General features: G+C 64.5%; 17 protein-coding genes and 1 pseudogene. 5 read left to right on the forward strand and 13 right to left on the reverse strand.

Annotation, left to right across the window (positions count from 1 at the left end; translation table 11 throughout):
* Window positions 1-220: 220 nt before the first annotated feature.
* The 12 genes and pseudogenes from B3547_RS14505 to B3547_RS14560 all read right to left on the reverse strand — a co-directional run bounded on the left by B3547_RS14505 (window position 221) and on the right by B3547_RS14560 (window position 13,033).
* Window positions 221-613 carry a hypothetical protein gene (locus B3547_RS14505; protein ID WP_125954711.1) on the reverse strand — a complete coding sequence of 131 codons (393 nt, stop codon included), beginning with the start codon at window positions 611-613 and terminating at the stop codon, window positions 221-223.
* Window positions 614-692: 79 nt separating this feature from the next.
* Window positions 693-1,163: a hypothetical protein gene (locus B3547_RS14510; RefSeq protein ID WP_292964237.1), complete on the reverse strand. Its 471-nt coding sequence runs from the start codon at window positions 1,161-1,163 to the stop codon at window positions 693-695.
* 36 nt (window positions 1,164-1,199) lie between these two features.
* Window positions 1,200-2,450 (reverse strand): hypothetical protein, encoded by a 1,251-nt coding sequence (locus tag B3547_RS14515; RefSeq protein ID WP_125954713.1) that lies wholly within the window; start codon window positions 2,448-2,450, stop codon window positions 1,200-1,202.
* A gap of 322 nt (window positions 2,451-2,772) precedes the next feature.
* Complete coding sequence (locus B3547_RS14520) at window positions 2,773-3,126, reverse strand: DUF3768 domain-containing protein (protein WP_125954714.1); 354 nt, start codon at window positions 3,124-3,126, stop codon at window positions 2,773-2,775.
* A 95-nt stretch (window positions 3,127-3,221) separates the two neighbouring features.
* Window positions 3,222-3,860, reverse strand: coding sequence for a hypothetical protein (locus B3547_RS14525; protein ID WP_125954715.1), 639 nt, complete (start codon window positions 3,858-3,860; stop codon window positions 3,222-3,224).
* A gap of 411 nt (window positions 3,861-4,271) precedes the next feature.
* Window positions 4,272-5,177 carry a lysozyme inhibitor LprI family protein gene (locus tag B3547_RS14530; RefSeq protein WP_292964241.1) on the reverse strand — a complete coding sequence of 302 codons (906 nt, stop codon included), beginning with the start codon at window positions 5,175-5,177 and terminating at the stop codon, window positions 4,272-4,274.
* 181 nt (window positions 5,178-5,358) lie between these two features.
* Window positions 5,359-6,600, reverse strand: a complete 1,242-nt coding sequence (locus B3547_RS14535) for a tyrosine-type recombinase/integrase (RefSeq protein ID WP_125954717.1) — start codon at window positions 6,598-6,600, stop codon at window positions 5,359-5,361.
* A gap of 313 nt (window positions 6,601-6,913) precedes the next feature.
* Window positions 6,914-8,089: an acetyl-CoA C-acyltransferase gene (locus tag B3547_RS14540; protein ID WP_194919602.1), complete on the reverse strand. Its 1,176-nt coding sequence runs from the start codon at window positions 8,087-8,089 to the stop codon at window positions 6,914-6,916.
* Complete coding sequence (locus B3547_RS14545; protein ID WP_292964244.1) at window positions 8,082-9,680, reverse strand: class I adenylate-forming enzyme family protein; 1,599 nt, start codon at window positions 9,678-9,680, stop codon at window positions 8,082-8,084. The genes B3547_RS14540 and B3547_RS14545 overlap by 8 nt, the downstream gene beginning before the upstream one ends.
* Window positions 9,681-9,706: 26 nt before the next feature.
* Window positions 9,707-10,951, reverse strand: a pseudogene (locus tag B3547_RS14550) (3-hydroxyacyl-CoA dehydrogenase NAD-binding domain-containing protein); the annotation flags it as partial.
* A 52-nt stretch (window positions 10,952-11,003) separates the two neighbouring features.
* Complete coding sequence (locus B3547_RS14555; RefSeq protein WP_292964253.1) at window positions 11,004-12,236, reverse strand: serine hydrolase domain-containing protein; 1,233 nt, start codon at window positions 12,234-12,236, stop codon at window positions 11,004-11,006.
* A gap of 17 nt (window positions 12,237-12,253) precedes the next feature.
* Complete coding sequence (locus B3547_RS14560) at window positions 12,254-13,033, reverse strand: thioesterase family protein (protein ID WP_125954721.1); 780 nt, start codon at window positions 13,031-13,033, stop codon at window positions 12,254-12,256.
* Window positions 13,034-13,358: 325 nt separating this feature from the next.
* Between B3547_RS14560 and B3547_RS14565 the strand changes: the two genes are divergently transcribed.
* From B3547_RS14565 to B3547_RS14580, 4 genes are read left to right on the forward strand one after another with little or no spacing between them, the layout of a single operon-like run.
* A complete protein-coding gene (locus B3547_RS14565) occupies window positions 13,359-15,128 on the forward strand; it encodes a class I adenylate-forming enzyme family protein (protein WP_414690564.1) in 1,770 nt (589 codons plus the stop codon).
* A gap of 5 nt (window positions 15,129-15,133) precedes the next feature.
* Window positions 15,134-16,387 carry a TetR/AcrR family transcriptional regulator gene (locus tag B3547_RS14570; protein ID WP_124810564.1) on the forward strand — a complete coding sequence of 418 codons (1,254 nt, stop codon included), beginning with the start codon at window positions 15,134-15,136 and terminating at the stop codon, window positions 16,385-16,387.
* On the forward strand, window positions 16,384-16,605 hold the full coding sequence (locus B3547_RS14575) for a hypothetical protein (protein WP_292964258.1): 222 nt from the start codon (window positions 16,384-16,386) through the stop codon (window positions 16,603-16,605). The genes B3547_RS14570 and B3547_RS14575 overlap by 4 nt, the downstream gene beginning before the upstream one ends.
* 33 nt (window positions 16,606-16,638) lie before the next feature.
* Window positions 16,639-17,931, forward strand: a complete 1,293-nt coding sequence (locus B3547_RS14580; RefSeq protein WP_292964247.1) for a dicarboxylate/amino acid:cation symporter — start codon at window positions 16,639-16,641, stop codon at window positions 17,929-17,931.
* Between the two features lies 1 nt (window position 17,932).
* Here the strand turns inward: B3547_RS14580 and B3547_RS14585 are convergent, their stop codons facing one another.
* On the reverse strand, window positions 17,933-19,354 hold the full coding sequence (locus B3547_RS14585; RefSeq protein WP_292964249.1) for a helix-turn-helix domain-containing protein: 1,422 nt from the start codon (window positions 19,352-19,354) through the stop codon (window positions 17,933-17,935).
* 113 nt (window positions 19,355-19,467) lie between these two features.
* Here B3547_RS14585 and B3547_RS14590 point away from each other — a divergent pair.
* Window positions 19,468-20,042 (forward strand): carboxyl transferase domain-containing protein (locus B3547_RS14590; RefSeq protein ID WP_292964251.1); only part of this gene is annotated, 575 nt, incomplete at its 3' end.

Here is a 20,042-nt window from a genome sequence, read left to right on the forward strand (position 1 = left end):
TTCCCCTTTCTTTCGAAAGAAGCGCCTTGACCCGGCAAGGTCAATCGGCAATCGTGATTGCGGCAAATCGGTAGGGAAGCCACGGTAACAGAGCTTCACTGTGAAGGATCATCCCGAAGGGGAAATTCCTTGTTGGAGCACTGATACAGAGGCTTCTGTATTCACAAGACCCTCCCTGGGTTACCGGGGAGGGTTTTGTTGTTGGAGAGCGAAGTAGCAGTCACATCTCCCAGGTGTCGCCGTTGCTTTGAGCTTTGCCTGACGCGATGTTTCTTTGCCGGTATCGATGATACGCGACTTCGCCAGCAAGGATGATGATGCCGCAGCTGACCGGCCCCATCACCGAACGCACGTGGCGCGATACCATCGGGGGCAAGGCAAGGCCATCCACGAGCACTTCGATGGCGATGATGAAAACGGCAACAGCCAAAATCTTCCATGCCGGGGGGCTTGTGACCATGGCGTGCAAGTCCGGTCCAAGGAGACCTTCGCGCGCCCATCGGGCCAGTAGAAGAGGTATGGCCAAGATTAGGGTCAATCGTGCGGTGTCCGGACTATGCATCTGTATGCTGGCGATGCTTGCGATCAACAAGGCAAGGATAGCATATGGCATCGCTCTTTCTCCTGCGTTCGTGCGCCATGGGGGACAAGGGCGCAGCTTTGCGCGTTGGCATCACACCCGTTGCCCGGCATCACTGCCTTTTGCCTTCGATGCGCCGCTGGTTCTCCGCCAGGATGTCGGCGTAGGGCCTGCCATTGATCTTGAAGCGCCCGATCAATTCGCGGCTGGTCATGCCGGTGCCCTCGAGCGAGTCCGGGAGATCCTCGAGGCTGACCTGATAGCCTTCGCCCGTGCCGGTGATGCGGAAGTAGAAGCGATCCATCGTGACGCTGTAGGCCCGGCCGTCGCGGCCGACCTTGATCAGGTTGTACGACGCCGCGCACACGACAAAGTTTGCCCCCGTCACGGCGGGGTGTGGCACGCCCAGATCGCCATACTGCCCATCGCTGCCGATGATGACGCGGGCGAAGGGATAGTTCTGCGACCACGCGCCGACCAGATCGGCGGCCACCTTGCGCATGCGGCTGTCGAGACAAAGGTCCGCGGCCTTGGCGGGACTGATGGCGCTGGCCGGCTGTAGCCCTGCGGCGAGAACGGCCAAGGTGCTCAAGAGCATCGGCATGTCCTCCAGCGCCAGTCAGTTGCTATGCGGCGCATAGAGGTCGTCCTCGGTCGGCTCGGCAGGACGGGGCGTCGGCCGCCCCATCGGTCCGGAGTTGGCTGGCTGCTGTGGCGCCTGAGGCTGCAACTGGGGGCGCTGGCTTCGGACGGCATTCACCGGGCCTTCAAGAATCTGCCCGGTGAGAAGCGGTTGATCCTTGACGAAGACCATGACGTCACCGCTTTGATCGGCGGTTGGGCGCAACGTGAACTCGATCGACGTGGCATCGCTGTCCCCGTAGTCGAGCTTTCCAATGCATCTGATCTCGTGAATGTCATCGCGTATGTCATCCATCGTCACTTGCGTGATCACGGTCGTGGCCATGCGCTCGGCCTTCCTCAATTCGGCGGGCGTCAAGCCGAACGGTTCTGGCCGCAGCCCATCGGGCAGGAGGATGTTCCGAACCGTCTCGATTATTCCGGAGTCGGCACAGGCCCGGCTATCGCCATCCATGACCAGTTGAGAAACGGCTGGTGGAACCTCGGCCGGGCTGAACGCCGCCTCGCTGGCTTCACCGCTGGCTTCTCCCGTTGCGGCCGAAGAGGCTTGCTCACCCGCATCTGGCGTGGCCCCTTCATTGCGTGAACACATTGCCAAGACCGCGATCACGATGACGGCGATCAGGATGATCTTGCCCGCCAAGGGCATGTCCTGCCACCATCCCCCAGTGGGAAGGCTGGCGATGGGGTCATGCGGTGGCGTGTCCTGCCGGGGAGCTTGCCTGTAGTACTCATAAGGGCCGGAAGAACCCGCGTTGCCGTATCCGCCGCCATGGGAAGACGAAAGGTCGTCGATCCGCTGGAGCGTGTTGCGCGTCGGCTCCGATCCGGAACGCTGCGCAGGGTGTGCCTGCGATACGCGATCCTGTCCCCGGTTGCGCTGTGCCGCCATTGCCAGTTGTTCGAGCGAAGGTGTGGCGATGGCATCGCGGATGGCATGGACGATCTGCTTGAACTGGTCCGCCTGCCCCTTGGCGAAGAACACGGTGTTGACATCGGATTCCGTTCCCGGATGTCGGGACGGGTTGCCGGCAAGCGTGAGGATCATCCGTCCCCGCGCCACCAAGCCGGCCGGATGGAATTCCACCGACTTGATGCTTGAGAGCGGAATGAACTGTTCCGACGCGGCCGCATCGAAGAGCATGCTGCCGCGTCGACGCGTGATCACCAGATGATGCTCGAACAGATCGACGGCGGCGTTGTGGCCATAGGCTCGGATCAGCACCATGACCGGCCTCCACCGTGATCATCGGCGTGGGGGAGGTCAGACCTGATGGCGAATGGACTGGATCGTGAACGATACCCCTGCTGCACACGTGCCTCCCTGTTCAACGGAGGCGCCGGGCAAAGCCGGGCGCTAGTAACCCCGAGCGAACCCAAGGCGTCGCCGCCTTTAGGCGAGCCCTGGACATGCGCGGACGACCGCCCGGCCGAAAAGCTCGACCGGCGTTCGCTGTTTGAGGTTACTAGGCCTCCCCCGTGGGACTGACCACAGGTAAGGGTGCTATGCGGCGAAGGCCGCGATTTTTCAAGATGGCGCCGGCCCATGGTCACAGGTCCATCGCGGTCATGACGGTAAGGACCCGTTGCGTTACCGCCTCGTCGGCCGGATCGGGCGAGCCGAATTCGAGATTGATGTCATAGGCGTCTATCTTCCAGAAGAAGCGCTCCCCGTTGAGCGTGACCTCGCCGAAGTCATGTTCGCCCCACGGGTCGTTGCCCGCCCTGAAATCGTCAAAGGCGCGGATCAGGCGCAGCAGCTCGGGCAATTCCCCGGCCGCCCGCACCGTCACCGTCCGGGTCAGGACATACTTCCCGCCGATCCCGGTCTTGCGCAGCCGGTCGTTCAGTTCCCGTATCCTGCGCGTCCTCGGATCGCGCGTCACATCCTCATGGCCAGCCATGATCAATATCCCTCTTGGCAAATAATGATGGGGAGACGCCGCGCGGCGGACGAGCCTCCATGAAGAAGACCGGTCCGCCGCGCGGCCCGCTATTCCTACTTGCGCTTGGCGGCGGCGCGGACCTGCTCGAGCAACGTGTCGAGCGCGGGCTTGGCGGCGATGGCCTGCGCCATGGCCTTGCCGAAGGGGGCCACGGTCGCGGTCAGGTCGTTCTGCTCGAACGCCTGCGCCAACTTCTCGGCGGGAATGTGGATGGGCACGAACAGCGCGAGGCTTTCCTCGTCCCGGGCAAACCCCTGCTGCCACAAGGCCGCCACCGCCTTGTCATCGCGGATGATCGCTTCGGCATATTCCTGCAGGCCCCTGCGGAACACCAGCTCGACGCACAGGAACGAGGGACCGGTCTTGGTCGCGGCGGCGATCCAGGTATGCTCGTTGCCTTCCTCGTCTGCCGAAATCTCCGACACCTGCAGCCACATGTCGCCGGTGCCGACGCCCCGGGTCATCTTCCAGTCCGGGCAGACCACTTGTGTCATCCAATCGTTCTCGATGACCTGCCACGGGTCCTTGGCGACCTTCTCGATCGCCAGCAGCCCCTCGGTCATCATTCGCTCGCTCAACGGTCCGGCGGCGTGGAAGAAGTCCGCTTCGATCTGGCCAATGGTGCGCACCACCCGGGCGGCCCATTCGTGATCCTGCCGATCGGCGGCCTTGGCGCGGTGTTCGTGGTCCATGTTTGTCAATCCCTTTGCAGAAGTGGAGGCCACCAAGGGGACCTCCTCCGGTGTGACACCGGTCTTGCAGCAGGGTGCGATGGTCGCGGGGAACATCCCCCGACGGCACGCACATTGACCCGGCCGGGACCATCCCGACCATCCCCTTCGTGGACCGCGTTTCGAGAATGCGCCAACCCCGGTTCATCCGGCGGCGACAATGGCTGGCGCTGCGCCATACTAGCGGAGGGGGCCGAAAATGTCAAAAATGGCCAGTTTGCTGGCGCTAAAAAGGATATTCTATTCAATAACTTATGGAAATTTCATTGCAAATATTGCCCTCTACCAAAGGCTATGCGTGAGGTCATGCATGCTCACTTTCCGTGCGCATATAACAGATGTGTCGTTTCGACGGGAGCGCGCAATCTGGGCTCAGTAGCCATTGTCGTTATCGTGATAGGTGAAGCGGCGAAGCTGTCCCGACCGTTCGTTGTTCATCCGCGTCTCACAATTTAGCCTCGCTGCTTCTCTCACGGATGGCTCTATTGATTGCGAAGCTGCTTCGATTTTGCAGTCTGCAGTCTTCCGCTTGATCCATGCGCGTTGGACGGGAAGGAGTTGATCACGTTGGTCGCTTGGGATGGCTCCCCAGATCGTGTTGATCGTCTGATTCGAAAGATCGAACTCCGCCTTGGCCTCACCGAGTGTGGCCTGCTTCTGCTCGGTCAACGCTGCTTGTTCCTGCTGTTCGGCGAGTTGGGCCTGCTGCTGCTCTTGTTGATGCGATTGCTGGATAGACCTGTAGCCGAGGTGTCCGCCCAAGATCGCGCTGATGAATGTGGGTGTCGCGTCAGCATTTTCGAGTTCGGAATAAACCTTCTGGCCATCATCGGTCGGCTGCACGTTGAAATCGATATCAATTTTAAATGCATTGGCTTCACGCTCAGCGCCGCTGTTGTCAGCCAATTCTGAGACTTTGTTCAGGCCTTGCATCTCTCGTGTTTTATCAGCATCCGTAATCATCGCGTCTGGAAAAACGACCTTCAATTTGCCGGTGCAGAATTTCTTCGTGCTGTTCGGATCTTCTTTCGATGTGCGCACATCCTCTATCACGAATTTGATCTGTTCGAGAGCTGCTCGAATTTTTGATTTTGAAATAATCGATCCGTAAATTCCTTCACTCTCAGAAGAAATCTTCTTTTCGATCTGCTCTTTAATGATCGATATCGTAGTCTCTTGGCCCGAGGAGGAGGTGCAGCCGAGTTTTTCGCCGAAGGCGCTGCCGCAACCCGACAGGCATGCGGTGGCAAACAAAAGCAGAGCAGCCGAACGAACCATTGTGTCCCCCGTTTGCAACGCACTCCCGTGCATTCGATTAATCGTTAGTAAATTATGGGGATGCGTCAATATTATGGGATGCCGTAAGGCAATTACCTGCCATTATGGATGTTAATTGCCCGCTGCCGCGACGGTCGCCAGATTCTTCGATAGCGTGTCTCCAAAAGGGGGGGCGTGATGCTTAAATGATCTCAATCACGTCCGAGGTCCTTTTTACCCGCACCTTCGCTTTGGCCCTCTTCTTTGCGGGAGTAAAAGCGGTTGAAATGAACGTCCCGATCTCGTTCGCGGCTTTGAGTGCTGGGTCGGAGTCGACGTGGGCATATCGCTGGGTGGTCTGGGCCTGCGAATGACCGAGGAGGCGGCCGATGACTGGCAGGGATGCGCCCTGCGAAACCGCGATGCTGGCGGCTGTGTGCCTCAAATCGTGCAGTCGCACTTCATTGATCTTTGCGTCCACGCATACCCGCTGCCAGGGCTTGCGCAGGTTGGCGAATGGCTTCTTGGGGTCCGAGGCCGAGGGAAAAACATAAAGTTTCCGACCGGATATGCTCTTCTGGCGCTTCAGCACGACTTTAGCCTGGTCGCTGAGGTAGACCGGCTTTGCCCCTGTCTTGCTATCGGGCAGGTTCAGCACGCCATGCTTGAGATCGACCCACTTCCACTGTGCGGTCAGTATCTCGTTCAGGCGCGCGCCCGTGAGCAGGAGGAGTTCGATCGCATTCCGGGCCGTCTGGGTTATCGTGCCGTCCGTTGAAAGCTTCGACAGCGATGCGCCAAGGCGCTTGAGTTCGGTCCCGGTCAGATACCGTGTACGTGACCGCTCCTCGAAACGGGCAACGTGCTTGCAAGGGTTGGTTCCTTGGGAGCGCCATTCCCATGCTTCAGCTAGCGACATCAATCTGGAGAGCAGGGCAAGTGCTCGGTTGGCGCGGTAGGGTGCGTCACGGTATCCTTTGTGGAACCGATCGATGTCGCTTCGGGCAAGGGTTTCGACCTTGGAGGTCCCGAACCGGGGGGCAATCAGGTCGTTCCAGATTGCCTTATAGTCGCGCTGGGTGAGTGGCTTCTTCCGGGGCAGTTCCTCTTTCTCGAATCGCGCCCATGCGTCATTGAGCCTTGGCGCGGCGCGCAGCAGGCTTCTTTTGCCTTGTGGGTCTCCGCCTCGCGTTATCTCTGCGTATGCCTGCCTTGCGAGGTCACGCGCTTGATCCAGCGTTAGCGCTCCGTAGGTGCCGATAGTGTACCATCGCTGCTTGGCGCTGCGTCCGCCGCCATCGGTGCGGTACTTCAGGATGAAACGCTTCTGACCACTGGGCAGAGCCTTGACGCCAAACCCGGGTACGGCCTCGTCCCAGAGGAAGACGGGAGCCGGGCCACCAGCCTCCAGCGCATCGATTTCACGTTTGGTTAGCTTGCTCATTGACGCACAAATAGCAACCACATAGCAACCACGCAACATGGCATATGGTGGCATTCAATGGCAAAGCGGCGTTGCCGTATGAATAGAAAAATTACGTAAAATCAGTAACTCCATGGTGGGGAGAGGTAAGCGGGGGCAAACCGCCGTAGTCCCAAAAAACTGACTTTTAATCAGTAGGTCGCTGGTTCGAATCCAGCAGGGCTCACCATTCCAGCATCGACGGTTTTGCACGCAGCGCCCCATCCGGACGGGGCGCCAACGCACCATATGCGCGCCGATCGGAGGGAGCGCGGCTGCGCCCCCTCCGCGTGGTTCACAGCACTTCGAACAGGCCGGCCGCGCCCATGCCGCCGCCGACGCACATCGTTACCACGACGTACTTGGCGCCCCGGCGCTTGCCTTCGATCAGGGCGTGCATGGTGCAACGCGCCCCGGTCATGCCATAGGGGTGGCCGATCGAGATCGAGCCGCCGTTGACGTTGAGCAGATCGTTGGGGATGCCCAGCTTGTCACGGCAGTACAGCACCTGCACGGCGAAGGCCTCATTCAGTTCCCACAGGCCGATATCGTCCATCTTGAGGCCGAAGCGGCTGAGCAGCTTGGGGATGGCGAAGACCGGGCCGATGCCCATCTCGTCCGGCTCGGTGCCGGCGACCGCCATGCCGACATAGCGGCCCAGCGGCGTCAGGCCCTTTTGCGCGGCCACGGCGGCTTCCATGATCACCACGGCGGCGGAACCGTCGGAAAGCTGGCTGGCGTTGCCGGCGGTGACGATGCCGCCTTCGATCACCGGCTTCAGCGCGGTCAGGTTTTCCAGTGTGGTCGAGGGCCGGTTGCCTTCGTCCTTGGCGAGGTGGACGTCCTGATAGGTGACTTCCCCGGTTTCCTTGTTGACCACGGCCATCGAGGCATCGGCGGCGACGATCTCGTCATCGAACTTGCCGGCCGCCTGCCCCGCAGCGGTGCGCTGCTGCGATTGGAGCGCGTACTCGTCGCAGGCTTCGCGGCCGATGCCATAGCGTTGGCCGACAATTTCCGCCGTCTGCAGCATCGGCATGTAGATTGCCTTGTGCATTTCCACCAGCGAACGGTCGGGCATGACGCGCATGTCCTTGGTCTGGACAAGGCTGATCGATTCCTGTCCGCCCGCGGCGACCACGTCCATGCGGTCGATGATGACCTGCTTGGAAGCGGTGGCGATGGTCATCAGGCCCGACGAGCACTGGCGGTCCATGCTCATGCCCGATGTGGTGACCGGCAGGCCGGCCCGCAGCGCAACCTGGCGGGCGATGTTGCCGGCCTGCGCGCCCTGTTGCAGCGCCGCGCCCCACACCACGTCATCGACTTCGCCCGGCTCGATCCCGGCGCGCGCGACGGCGGCCTGCAGCGAAAGCGCGCCCAGCGTGGCGCCGGGGGTGGCATTGAACGCGCCCTTGTAGGCGCGCCCGATCGGGGTGCGCGCGGCGGCGACGATAACGGCATCACGCATGGTCGTTCTCCTTGATGTTCCGGGTCATTGATGTGGCTTGGGCAATGGGATTTCCGCCGAAGCGGTCGCGCAGCTCGCGCTTGAGCACCTTGCCGATCGGGCTGCGCGGCAGTTCGTCGACCACCTCGATGGCGGCGATGCGCTGCGTCTTGCCGAGGCGGCTGTTGGCTTCGGCCAGGATCGCCTGCGGATCGGCGGCGGTATCGGCCAGCACGACCACCGCGAGCGGGGTTTCGCCCCACTTCTCGCTGGGCACGCCGACGACCGCCGCTTCGCGCACGGCGGGCTGGCGGGTGAGTTCGGCTTCGAGATCGGTCGGGAAGATGTTGAAACCGCCCGAAATGATCATGTCCTTGGCGCGGTCCATCAGGATCAGGAAGCCGTCCTCATCAAACTTGCCGATATCGCCGTGGCGGATGTAGCGGCGGCCTTCGCCGTCGAACCATTCGACTTCGCGCGTCTTCTCGTCCTGACCGTGGTAGCCGTTCATCATGATCGGGGAATGGCCGACGATTTCGCCGACTTCGCCCTGCGGCAGCTCGTTGCCTGCCTCGTCGATGATCTTGATGATGTGGCCGGGGCTGGGCTGGCCGACGGTGTGGAGCTTGTCCGGGTGGAGGTGCGCCACCAGGATCGCCGTCGCGCCGCCTTCGGTCATGCCGTAGCCGTCGGTAAGGCCGCCGGGCCAGCGCCGCAAGACATCGGCCTTGAGCCAGGCGGGGAAGGGCGCCGAGGTCGAAGACTTGAGCCGGTAGGACGACAGATCGAAGCGGTCGAAATCGGGCACTTCCATGATGCGGCGGTACTGCACCGGCACCAGCATGGCGTGTGTGACCCGTTCGCGCTGGGAGAGTTCGAGGAAGCCGCGCGCGTCGAACTTCTTCATCAGCACCACCTTGCCGCCGGCGGTAAGCGTGGGCAGGAAGCTGACCAGCGTGGTGTTGGAATAGAGCGGCGTGGAGCAGATCACGCAGGTATCGTCGTCATAGCCACCGACGATCGTGCGCCGCGCGTATTCGTGGCGCATCTTGTGGCTTTGCACGATGCCCTTGGGTGATCCGGTGGTTCCCGACGAATAGATGATGTTGAACGGATCGCCGGGCGCGGGCAGACGTTCCTCGGGCTGTGCGCCTTCCGGGGCAAGCCACCGCGAGAAGGGTTCCCCGGCGGCGCTGTCGTCCAGCGCGATGCGCCGGACGCCGGTGGGGAACGGCAGCCCCGCCAGCCGATCCGCCATCTCGGCATCGAGCAGCAGCACGCGGCTGCCACTGTCGGCCAGCATCGCCAGCACCGTTTCGGGCGCGGCGGTGGAGGTCAGCGGCGCGGCCACGGCGCCGGCCCGGATCGCGCCGAGGAAGGCAAGGCCCGTGCGCACCGAATTGAGCGCGGCAATGGCGACGGGTTCGTCCTTGCCCACGCCTTCCCGCTGGAGCGCGGCGGCGACGCGGTCGAGCAGCGCGTCCAGCTCCGCCCAGCTCACGCTGCTATGTTCGTCGGCAATGGCGGTGGCATTCCCCCTGCGCGCGGCGTGCGCGCGCAGGATGGTGGTGAGCGGGACGAACTCCGCTTCGGCGATATCTTCGATCCGCAAGGCTTCTCTCCCGCCGCCGTGGTGGATCAGGCGTTGAACGTTTCGCCGGCGGCGGCCTTGCGCGCCAGCAGCGGCGCGACCGGCAGGCCGTACTTTTCCAGGCCGGCGGCGACCGTATCCAGCCCGATGTGGTCGGCCCAGAACATCGGGCCGCCGGTCCAGGCTGGCCAGCCATAGCCGTTCAGCCAGACCGTATCGATGTCCGACGCGCGCTGGGAAATGCCTTCCTCCAGGATCAGCGCGCCTTCGCTGACCATCGGATAGAGCAGGCGTTCGCGGATCTCGTCCTTGCCGATCGTGCGCTGGGGCTTGCCTTCGCGCGCGGCCCATTCGGCGATGATCGTCTTCACTTCTTCCGACGGCGTGCGCTGACGGTTCTCGTCGTAATCGTAGAAGCCCTTCTTGGTCTTCTGGCCCCAGCGGCCGACCGCGCAGAGCGAATCCCGCAGCGTTTCGATGCGGTTGGGATCGCGATGCCAGCCGATGTCGACGCCGGCGAGGTCCGACATCTGGTACGGCCCCATCGGGAAGCCGAATTCGAGCAGAGCCTCGTCCACTTCCCAGTAGTTCGCGCCTTCCATGATCAGCGCGTGCGCCTGGGCCTGGCGCGGTGAGAGCATGCGGTTGCCGATGAAGCCGTGGCACACGCCCGAAACCACCGGCACCTTGCCGATCTTGACCGACAGAGCCATGACCGTGGCGAGCTGCTGCTTGCCGGTCTTCGCGCCACGCACCACTTCGAGCAGCTTCATCACGTTGGCGGGCGAGAAGAAGTGCATGCCCAGCACCGCTTCGGGACGCGACGTGGCGCCGGCGATTTCGTTGACGTCGAGATAGCTGGTGTTGCTGGCCAGGATCGCGCCGGGCTTGGCGATGCCGTCGATCCGGCCGAAGACCTCCTTCTTGACGTCCATGTTCTCATAGACCGCCTCGATGATGAGGTCGGCTTCGGCCAGCGCGCCGAAGTCCAGCGTCGGCATGAGGCGGCCTATGGCCGCTTCGGCCAGCGCGGCGTCCATCTTGCCGCGCTTCACCGTGTTCTCGTAGTTCTTCCGCATCGTGGCCACACCGCGATCGAGCGCTTCCTGCGTCATTTCCACGATCGTCACGGGAATGCCGGCGGTCAGGAAGTTCATGGTGATGCCGCCGCCCATGGTGCCCGCGCCGATCACGCCTACGCGGTTGACGGGCAGCAGCGGGGTGTCGGCCGGAATGTCGTCAACGCGCGCGGCGGCGATGCGGGCCGCGTCGATGTGTTCCTTGGCGCCGGAAATGGGGTCGGACATGATGTACCTCTCCTGAGTATGGGGTCTGGTTGCGGGTTCAGGCGCGGCTTTGCGCCATCGCGCCGTAGATCAGGGTCTTGAGCTGCCGCCGGATCGGATAGGCGGAGGAGGGCAGAAGCTGGGTCATGAAGACCATGTGCAGCTTCTCCACGGGATCGATGAAGAAGGCGGTCGAGAAGATGCCGCCCCAGAAGAATTCGCCGGCGCTGCCGGGCACCAGCGCCTTGGCCGGATCGAGCAGCACGCCGAAGCCGAGCCCGAAGCCGGTGCCGGCGTTGTTCGCTTCGCTGAACAGCGAGGTGGAGACCTGGGTGAGATCGACGCCGCCCGGCAGGTAGTTGCGCGCCATCAGCTGCAGCGTCTTGGGCGAAACGATGCGCGCCCCATTCGCCGCGCCACCTCCGGTCAGCATCGCGCAGAAGCGGTGGTAGTCGGCCGTGGTGGACAGCAGGCCGCCACCGCCGCTTTCGAAGCGGGGTTCGCGGGTGAGATTGGTCTTCGCCGCTTCGTCGAGCAGTTCGGGCGGCTTGCCGGGCACGTAGTTCCAGGCGTCGGTCAGCCTGTCCTGCTTTTCGGGCGGGCAATGGAACGCGGTATCGATCATGCCCAGCGGTTCGAAAATCCGCGTGCGGAAGAATTCACCCAGGCTCAGGCCCGAAACGCGCGCCACGATCACGCCCAGCACATCGGTGGATACCGAATAGTTCCAGCCCGTGCCCGGCGCGTATTCCAGCGGGATCTTGGCGAGTTCGGTCACGAAATGGTCGTTGCCCGGCAGGCTGGCGTGCCCGTCCAGCTTGCCCTTGCGATAGGCGGCGTCGACGTTCGTGCGGTTCTGGATGCCATAGGTGAGGCCCGACATATGCGTCAGCAGATCGACGATCCGCATCCCCGTGGCGGGCTTGCCCGGCACGAACGGCGCTTCGCCCCCGCCGCCCGCATAGACCGTCAGGTTCGCGAACTCCGGCACGAAGCGCGTGACGGGATCGTCGAGGGCGATCAGCCCTTCCTCGACCAGCATCATCAGCGCGATCGAGGTGACCGGCTTGGTCATAGAAGCGATGCGGAAAATGGCATCCTCGCGCAGCGGCGTTCCATCGGCACGGGCCTTGCCCAGCGTGGCGCGGAAGAACGGCAGGCCGTCGCGCGCCACCAGGACGTCGGTTCCTGCCAGCTTGCCGGGGGCAAGGTAGCGTTCTTCGAGAAAGGCCGGGATGCGGGCGAGCCGGGCGGCGTCGAAACCGGCGTCTTCGGGGCGGATCAGGTCCATCGCTTGCTGGTTCTCCATCAGCCGAAAATGGCCACGCTTTGCAGGCCGCGCATCACTTCCACGCCATCGGCGTTCCACATGCGCAGGGTTTCGCTGCTGAAGCCGTCGGCCATGTAGTTGGACGCGGTTTCCAGCAGCCACCAACCGTCGCGCGTCTGCGGAGCGTCACCCAGCAGCGTCAGCGACCAGTTGATCGAACTGATCGGGCCGCGCCGTTCCATGGCCCGGACCGCGCCGGGCGGCAGGGCATCGCCGATGCCCACCAGTTCCGCGATGGGATCGAGCCCCTTGCGATCGCGCAGGCGCACCCAGCGGCGGATGGCACCCGGTCGCGCCCCGCCCCGGGGTTCCGCGCGGCGCATTTCGAAATTGTGGATGAACTGCGGCGCATCGCCGGTCGCGGTTACGGGAGCGGCCTCTTCGACGGGGATGGTTTCGTCGGCTCGCATGGCAGGCACGCCGCCGTTGGTCGGCCGCGCGGCCCCGAACAGCCACAGCGCGCGCAGCACCGGCGCGCCTTCGCAGAACAGGTCGGTCGTCACCTGCGCCACGCTGCGCCCTTCGCGCAGGACGCCAACGCGCGCTTCCACATCGCTGCCGACCGGCGCGACGAAGCCGATTTGCGCGCCGCGTAGCGGTGGCAGGTCCGGTCGCTGCCTGCGCGCGGCCGCATAGGCGATCAGGGCGGATGCGCCGCCATACATCGTGCGTCCCTGCATCCAGCCGTCCGCGTCGGACAGGACCAGCCTGTCAGTGCCATCCGGCTGCAGCCGCGCGATCAGTGCGCCCATGCTCATGGCAGCAGGCTCATGCGGCGGAGGTTTCCAGGCTTGGTTTCATGATGGCGCAATCTCTCCCGCAGGCACGTTAAGCCCGAATCCCATCCCGTGGCTAGTCCATACCGTCTTTTCAGAAAAGGGGATTCGCACGGTGATGCAGGCGGCATTTTCATGCAAAAAACAGATAATTTCATGCTTTACGTTACGGAATCCGGTGCTTCGCGCAGGCCATACCCTATTCATGAAAATTTGCTTCGACGGGTTGCCGGAACGGGGGTGGCGCAGATAGTCTGCGCGGCGAACGACAATCCGGGCAGGATGGCCCGATCGGGACGGGATCACCATGACAGAGCAACGCCATGCCACCGACCATGCGGCCAGAGACGAACGCTTGCCCGCCATCCCGGCCGGCTGGCCGGCGATGTCGCTGGAGGAGGTGCGGGCGAAGCTTTGCGCTCCGGGCATGCCGTTCGAGATGGAGACGGTGACGATCCGGGGCGTGCGGACGCGCGTGTGGAAGAACGCCCTGCCGCATCTCGGCGCTCTGGCCGCCTTGGCCCGCCAGCACGGGGACAGCACGTTCCTTGTGTATGGCACGGAGCGGGTTTCGTTCGATGCCTGGCATCGCGCGGTCGCCACGCTCGCCGCCCATCTGGCGGAACTGGGCGTGGGCAAGGGGGACCGCGTCGCGATGGCCATGCGCAACCTGCCCGAATGGACGGTGGCCTTGTTCGCCGCCACGGTTCTCGGCGCGATCGCGGTGCCGCTCAACGCCTGGTGGAAGGGCGACGAACTGGCCTTCGCTTTGTCGGATAGCGGTGCACATGTCCTGATCGCGGATGCCGACCGGTGGCAGCGCATCGCTCCCCATCGTGCGGAACTGCCTGGCCTGGCGCATGTGCTGGTGTGCCGCGCGGACAAGGACACCACGGCGCCGGAAGGCACCCGTTTGCTGGAGGACGTGATCGGCGGTCCGGATGGCTATGCGGCGCTGCCCGACCGTCCCTTGCCCGACGCTGGTATCTCGCCCGACGATCCTGCCACGATCTTCTACACCAGCGGCACCACCGGGCGGCCGAAAGGCGCGCTGGGCACGCACCGCAATCTCACCACCAACATCCTGTCCAGTGCCTTCAGCGGCGCGCAATCCGCGTTGCGCCGGGGCGAGATGCCGCCAGCGCCCCAGCCGCGCACCATCCTGATGGTGATCCCGCTGTTCCACGTCACCGCGTGCAGCGCCACGCTGATGGGTTCGCTGGCCAGCGGCAGCAAGCTGGTGCTGATGCACAAGTGGGATACGGTCGAGGCTTTCCGGCTGATCGAGCGCGAGAAGGTCACGGCCACCGGCGGCGTGCCCTTCATCGCCTGGCAACTGATCGAGCATCCCGACCGCGCGAAGTACGATCTCTCCTCGCTGGAAGCGATCGCCTATGGCGGCGCGCCATCCGCGCCGGAACTGGTGCAGGCGATCTGGCAGACCTTCGGCGCCTTGCCCGGCAACGGCTGGGGCATGACCGAGACGATGGCGACGCTGACGCACCATGCCGCGGAGGATTACCTTAACCGTCCGTCGAGCTGCGGCCCGGCGGTCGCCGTCGCGGATATCGAGGTGCGTGCCGACGATGGCGTGACCGTGCTGCCGGCGGGCGAGATCGGCGAATTGTGGGCGCGCGGGCCGATGATCGTGGCGGGATACTGGAACCGGCCGGAGGCGACCGCGCAGACGTTCGTGGACGGCTGGGTGCGCACCGGTGATCTTGCCCGGATCGACGAGGAAGGCTTCTGCACGATCGCCGATCGCGCCAAGGATGTGATCATCCGGGGCGGCGAGAACATCTATTCGATCGAGGTGGAGAACGTGCTCTACGAACACCCGGCGGTGACCGACGCGGCGCTGGTGGGCATGCCGCACCGCACGCTGGGCGAGGAACCGGCGGCGGTGGTTCACCTTGCGCCGGGCTCGCAGGCGAGCGAGGAGGAACTGCGTGCCTTTGTGGCGGCGCGGCTGGCAGCGTTCAAGGTGCCGGTGCGCGTGGTGTTCAGCGCCGAGACGTTGCCGCGCAACGCCAACGGCAAGATCCTCAAGTCCGAACTGCGGCGGCACTTCGCCTGAACGGCATGGCGAGCGAGGCGCATCCCGACAACGACGCCGGACGGTTCGAGCGCCGCCGCCGCGATATCGTGCGCGCGGCGACCGACCTCATCAACGAAAAGGGCGTGAAGGGCACCACGTTCAGCGAAGTGGCGGCGCGCGTCGGGCTCAACACCAGCAGCGTTGCCTACTACTTCGGGCGCAAGGAGAACCTTGTCCACGCGGTGTTCGAGGCCACGATCGACCGCCTGATCGCGCTGGCGCGGATCGCGGCGCAGGCGCCCACCCCGCGCGCGCGGCTGGCCTGCTGGATCGACGGACACGTCGATCTGCGCGCGATGATCCGGCGGGGCGAGGAAGGGCGTATCGCCGTCCTGTCGGAAATGCGCACGCTGCCCGAAGCGCTGCACCGTCCGTTGCAGGAACGGTACATCGAACTGTTCCGCGTGGTGCGCGATCTGCTGCCGGCCGGGGCGGGGGAGCGCGATCATGCCGTGCGCACCGCACGGGCGCACATCCTGTTGCAGGTGATGTTCTGGCTGCCGGCGTGGACGCCGCTCTATTCCGAGCAGGATTTCCCGCGCCTCAAACAGCGGCTGCTGGCCGTGCTGGCGGACGGCATCGCGCCGCGCGATGCAGCATGGCAGCCGCAAACGCTCGGCGGCGGTGAGGCGCCATGGCGGACCCCACCGGCGGGCCTGCGCAATCCCCACGGCGAATTCCTGCGCATGGCCACGCTCACGATCAACCAGCGCGGGTACAAAGGCGCCTCGGTTCATCGCATCGCCAGCGGGTTGAACGTGACCAAGGGCAGCTTCTACCACCACAACGAGGCCAAGGACGATCTGGTGCTGGCCTGCTTCGAACACGGCAACGAAAGGATCGCGGCGGTGCAGTTCGCCGCTGCCACGCTGCCGCGGAACGGCTGGGGGCGGATTTCGAGCGCGGTGGCCGAACTGGTGGCGTTGCAGCTTTCCGATCCCACGCCCCTGCTGCGCACCACGGCGTTGCAGGCCCTGCCGCAGGAGCGGCGCGGCGCGGTGCTGAACAGCGCGCAGCGCATCGCGCGGCGGTTCGCCGGGATGCTTTCGGACGGGATCGCGGACGGTTCGTTGCTGCCGGTCGATCCGCTGGTCGCCGCCGAAGTGCTGGCGGCGACGATCAATCCGGCCAACGAATTGCGGAGCTGGGCGGCGGGTTTCGACGATCCGGCGCAGGCGGTGGAATGCTATGCCGCCTGCTTTTGCTATGGCCTGCTGTCGGGCGTGGAACCCGTTTGACGCCAACGGCCTGGTTTGCGGTCCTGCGCATCCGGCGATCCGCCTTTGCCTTCGACCAGCGGATCGCGATCGAGATCGGGCCGGTGCAGCAGGCGCCAGATCATCAGAGCCATCAGGAAATGTGGCACAAGCACGGTGATCTTGTCGATCATGGCCCGCTTTTTACCGTGCCCGGGTTAACGCCGGGTATGCACGTTTTTGACGGTGTGATCGGATGACAAGCGGCGTGGACTGCGCAATGCTCCGTGTCCATGAAACTCCACGACGAAACGCCGGCCGATGCGCCCGCCGCGCCGCGCCGCTGGTATGGGCATCTCTATCTGCAAGTGCTGGTCGCGATCGCCGCCGGCGTGCTGATCGGTCATTTTGCTCCGGCCACGGGCGAAGCGCTGAAGCCGCTGGGCGATGCCTTCATCAAGCTGGTGAAGATGGTGATCGCCCCGGTGATCTTCCTGACGATCGTGACCGGTATTGCCGGGATGCGCGACCTTGCCTCGGTCGGCCGGGTGGCCGCCAAGGCGTTCGCCTATTTCCTGTTCTTCTCCACGCTGGCACTGATCGTGGGGCTGATCGTGGGCAACATCGTGCGGCCGGGAGCGGGGCTGAACATCGATCCCGCCTCGCTCGATGCCGGCAAGGTCGCCGCCTACGCCGCCAAGGCACACGAGGCGAGCGTGACCGGCTTCCTCATGGCGATGATCCCGGAAACCTTCCTGTCGTCGCTGAGCGAGGGCAACATCCTCCAAGTCCTCGTCGTGGCGATCCTGTTCGGCATCGCGCTCGCCACCACGGGCGCGCGGGGCGAGCGCGTGGTGGCGCTGCTGGAAGACGTTTCGGTCGCGTTCTTCCGGCTGGTGGCGATCGTGATGAAGGCGGCGCCCGTCGGCGCGTTCGGCGCGATGGCTTTCACCATCGGCAAGTATGGCATCGACAGCCTGGCGAACCTCTTCCACCTCGTGCTCACGTTCTACCTTACCTCGGCGCTGTTCGTGCTGGTGGTGCTGGGCGTTGTCGCCCGGCTGGCGGGCTTTTCGATCCTGCGGCTCATCGCCTATCTCAAGGAGGAACTGCTGCTGGTGCTGGGCACGTCCTCGTCGGAAAGCGCGCTGCCCGCGCTGATCGACAAGATGGAGCGCGCCGGCTGCCCCAAGGCGGTGGTCGGCCTGGTCGTGCCCACCGGCTACAGCTTCAACCTCGATGGCACCAACATCTACATGACGCTGGCGGCGCTGTTCATCGCGCAGGCCTGCAACGTGGAACTGACGCTGGGGCAACAGGTGCTGCTGCTCGGTGTCGCCATGCTTTCGTCCAAGGGCGCGGCGGGGGTGACCGGCGCCGGTTTCATCACGCTGGCGGCGACGTTGTCGATCGTGCCTTCGTTGCCAGTGGCGGGCATGGCGCTGATCCTGGGCGTCGACCGCTTCATGTCCGAATGCCGCAGCCTGACCAACTTCATCGGCAACGCCGTGGCGACGGTGGTCGTCTCGCGCTGGGAGGGCAAGCTGGATGAAGCCGCGCTGCGGGAGGCGCTGGGCAGGACCTGAGCTACCCCTCCCCGATCCGGTAGGGCACCAGATCGCGCTGGCTAGGATCGACCATGATCGCCTTGTCGCTGGGGGGGAAGGCGCGCTGGTCGCACGTATCGCGCGGGCAGATGCGGCAAGAGGCGCCGATCCGCGCAACCGCCTCGTCGCGCTGGAGATTGAGGCCGTCGGCATAGACGAATTCGCTGGCGAGCGCCGCTTCGCAGCCCAGTGCCACGGCATAGCGGCGCGGCGGGCGGTAGAAGCTGGCCGATGGCTTCACCAGCCCCTTGGCGATCGAGACATAGCGCACGCCATCGGGCATCTCGGCCACCTGCACGTGGATGCGGTCGGGGATCGCCACCGCCTCGTGCACGATCCACAGCGGGCAGGCGCCGCCGAACCGGCCGAACTGGAGGCGCGTGGCCGAATGGCGCTTGGTGATGTTGCCGGCCATGTCGACGCGGCAGAAGAACACCGGGATGCCGCGCGCCTGCGGGCGTTGCAGCGTGGACAGGCGGTGGCAGGTCTGTTCGAAGCTGGTGCCGAACACCTGCCGCAGCCGGTCCACGTCGTGCCGCAGCGCGCGCGCGGCCGTGCGGAACTGTTCGTAGGGCATCAGCAGCGCGCCGGCGGCGTAGTTGCCCAGACCCACGGTCAGCAGCTCCCGCGCGGCATCGCTGGCCAGCAACGTGTCCTCGACGATCGCGGCGATGTCCTGCTCCAGCGCCATGGCGGTCAACTGGTAGGCCATTTGGAACCGGCTGCTTTCGACCGGCTGGCTGGAATCGATCACCAGCCGCCGCTGTGCCGGATCGAACAGGCGCAACGGGCCGCCGGGACGGTAGTCGATGGTCACGCCGCGCGCCGCGAACCACGCTTCCATCCGGTCGATCGAGGGCGACGCCTGATCGGGGGCGAGTTCCCGCGCCAGGATTTCGGCGTGGCGGTCGACCAGATCGACGTAGTTGTTGGCGAGGTGGAACCAGTCGCGCACTTCCTCCCACGGCAGGCGGCCACCGGTGATCCCCGCCGCCACGCTGTCCGATCCCAGCGCTTCGTCCAGCATTTCCAGCCGCTGCCGGTCGCGGCGGTGGATGGCGTGCATCCGCACGAACTGTTCGGCGAAGGCGGGGAACTGTTCGGCCACGCGCTCGATCTGATCGCTGGGCAACGCGGCGGGCAGCAGCGGATCGGCTACCGCCTGTCGCAGCGCATCGGCCAGCAGATCCTGCCGGTCCGGGGCAAGGTCTTCCCAGTCCACGGGAAATTGCGCGCGCAGCCGGTCGGCCAGCGCGGGGGTGAGGTGGCGCTCGTCGTTTTCAAGCTGACACAGGTAGGAAGCGCTGATGCCCAGCGCGCGCGCCATCGCGGTCTGCAACAAACCGCGCCGCGTTCGCAATGTGCGCAGCTGGTTTCCGGCAAAGACGCGGCGTTTGCTCATCCTTTGGTCGATAATTTGCAAATTCATGCTTTGCAAGTTTGCAACTTAACATTGGACTCTGCCGCTCCCTTGCGCCATCGCGGCCGATTATCAGGTCAGTTTGGGGCGAGGATATGTCTGCGAATATCGCCGAAATGGAAAAGCGTCGGGAAGCCGCACGGATGGGCGGCGGGCAGAGGCGCGTCGACGCGCAGCACGCCAAGGGCAAACTGACCGCGCGCGAAAGGCTCGAAGTGCTGCTGGACGAAGGCAGCTTCGAGGAAGTCGACATGTACGTCGAGCACAATTGCGTCGATTTCGGGATGCCGGACACGGTGATCCCCGGCGATGGTGTGGTCACGGGTTCGGGCACGATCAACGGCCGGCTGGTGTTCGTGTTCAGCCAGGACTTCACCGTGTTCGGCGGCGCGGTGTCCGAACGGCACGCCATGAAGATCTGCAAGATCATGGACATGGCGATGAAAGTCGGCGCGCCGGTGATCGGCCTCAACGATTCCGGCGGCGCGCGCATCCAGGAAGGCGTCGCCTCGCTGGGTGGCTATGCCGAAATCTTCCAGCGCAACGTGCTGGCTTCGGGCGTGGTGCCGCAGCTCAGCCTGATCATGGGGCCGTGCGCGGGCGGCGCGGTCTATTCCCCGGCGATGACCGACTTCATCTTCATGGTGAAGGACAGCTCGTACATGTTCGT

It is taken from the genome of Novosphingobium sp. UBA1939 (assembly GCF_002336885.1).
In the GTDB taxonomy this organism is placed as follows: Bacteria; Pseudomonadota; Alphaproteobacteria; order Sphingomonadales; family Sphingomonadaceae; genus Novosphingobium.

Bases quoted from the DNA above. Each gene is read 5' to 3' on its own strand.
- B3547_RS14505 (WP_125954711.1), bottom strand. From the start codon at position 613: ATGCCATATGCTATCCTTGCCTTGTTGATCGCAAGCATCGCCAGCATA.
- B3547_RS14515 (WP_125954713.1), bottom strand. From the start codon at position 2,450: ATGGTGCTGATCCGAGCCTATGGCCACAACGCCGCCGTCGATCTGTTC.
- B3547_RS14520 (WP_125954714.1), bottom strand. From the start codon at position 3,126: ATGGCTGGCCATGAGGATGTGACGCGCGATCCGAGGACGCGCAGGATA.
- B3547_RS14525 (WP_125954715.1), bottom strand. From the start codon at position 3,860: ATGGACCACGAACACCGCGCCAAGGCCGCCGATCGGCAGGATCACGAA.
- B3547_RS14530 (WP_292964241.1), bottom strand. From the start codon at position 5,177: ATGGTTCGTTCGGCTGCTCTGCTTTTGTTTGCCACCGCATGCCTGTCG.
- B3547_RS14535 (WP_125954717.1), bottom strand. From the start codon at position 6,600: ATGAGCAAGCTAACCAAACGTGAAATCGATGCGCTGGAGGCTGGTGGC.
- B3547_RS14540 (WP_194919602.1), bottom strand. From the start codon at position 8,089: ATGCGTGATGCCGTTATCGTCGCCGCCGCGCGCACCCCGATCGGGCGC.
- B3547_RS14555 (WP_292964253.1), bottom strand. From the start codon at position 12,236: ATGGACCTGATCCGCCCCGAAGACGCCGGTTTCGACGCCGCCCGGCTC.
- B3547_RS14560 (WP_125954721.1), bottom strand. From the start codon at position 13,033: ATGAGCATGGGCGCACTGATCGCGCGGCTGCAGCCGGATGGCACTGAC.
- B3547_RS14565 (WP_414690564.1), top strand. From the start codon at position 13,359: ATGACAGAGCAACGCCATGCCACCGACCATGCGGCCAGAGACGAACGC.
- B3547_RS14570 (WP_124810564.1), top strand. From the start codon at position 15,134: ATGGCGAGCGAGGCGCATCCCGACAACGACGCCGGACGGTTCGAGCGC.
- B3547_RS14580 (WP_292964247.1), top strand. From the start codon at position 16,639: ATGAAACTCCACGACGAAACGCCGGCCGATGCGCCCGCCGCGCCGCGC.
- B3547_RS14585 (WP_292964249.1), bottom strand. From the start codon at position 19,354: ATGAGCAAACGCCGCGTCTTTGCCGGAAACCAGCTGCGCACATTGCGA.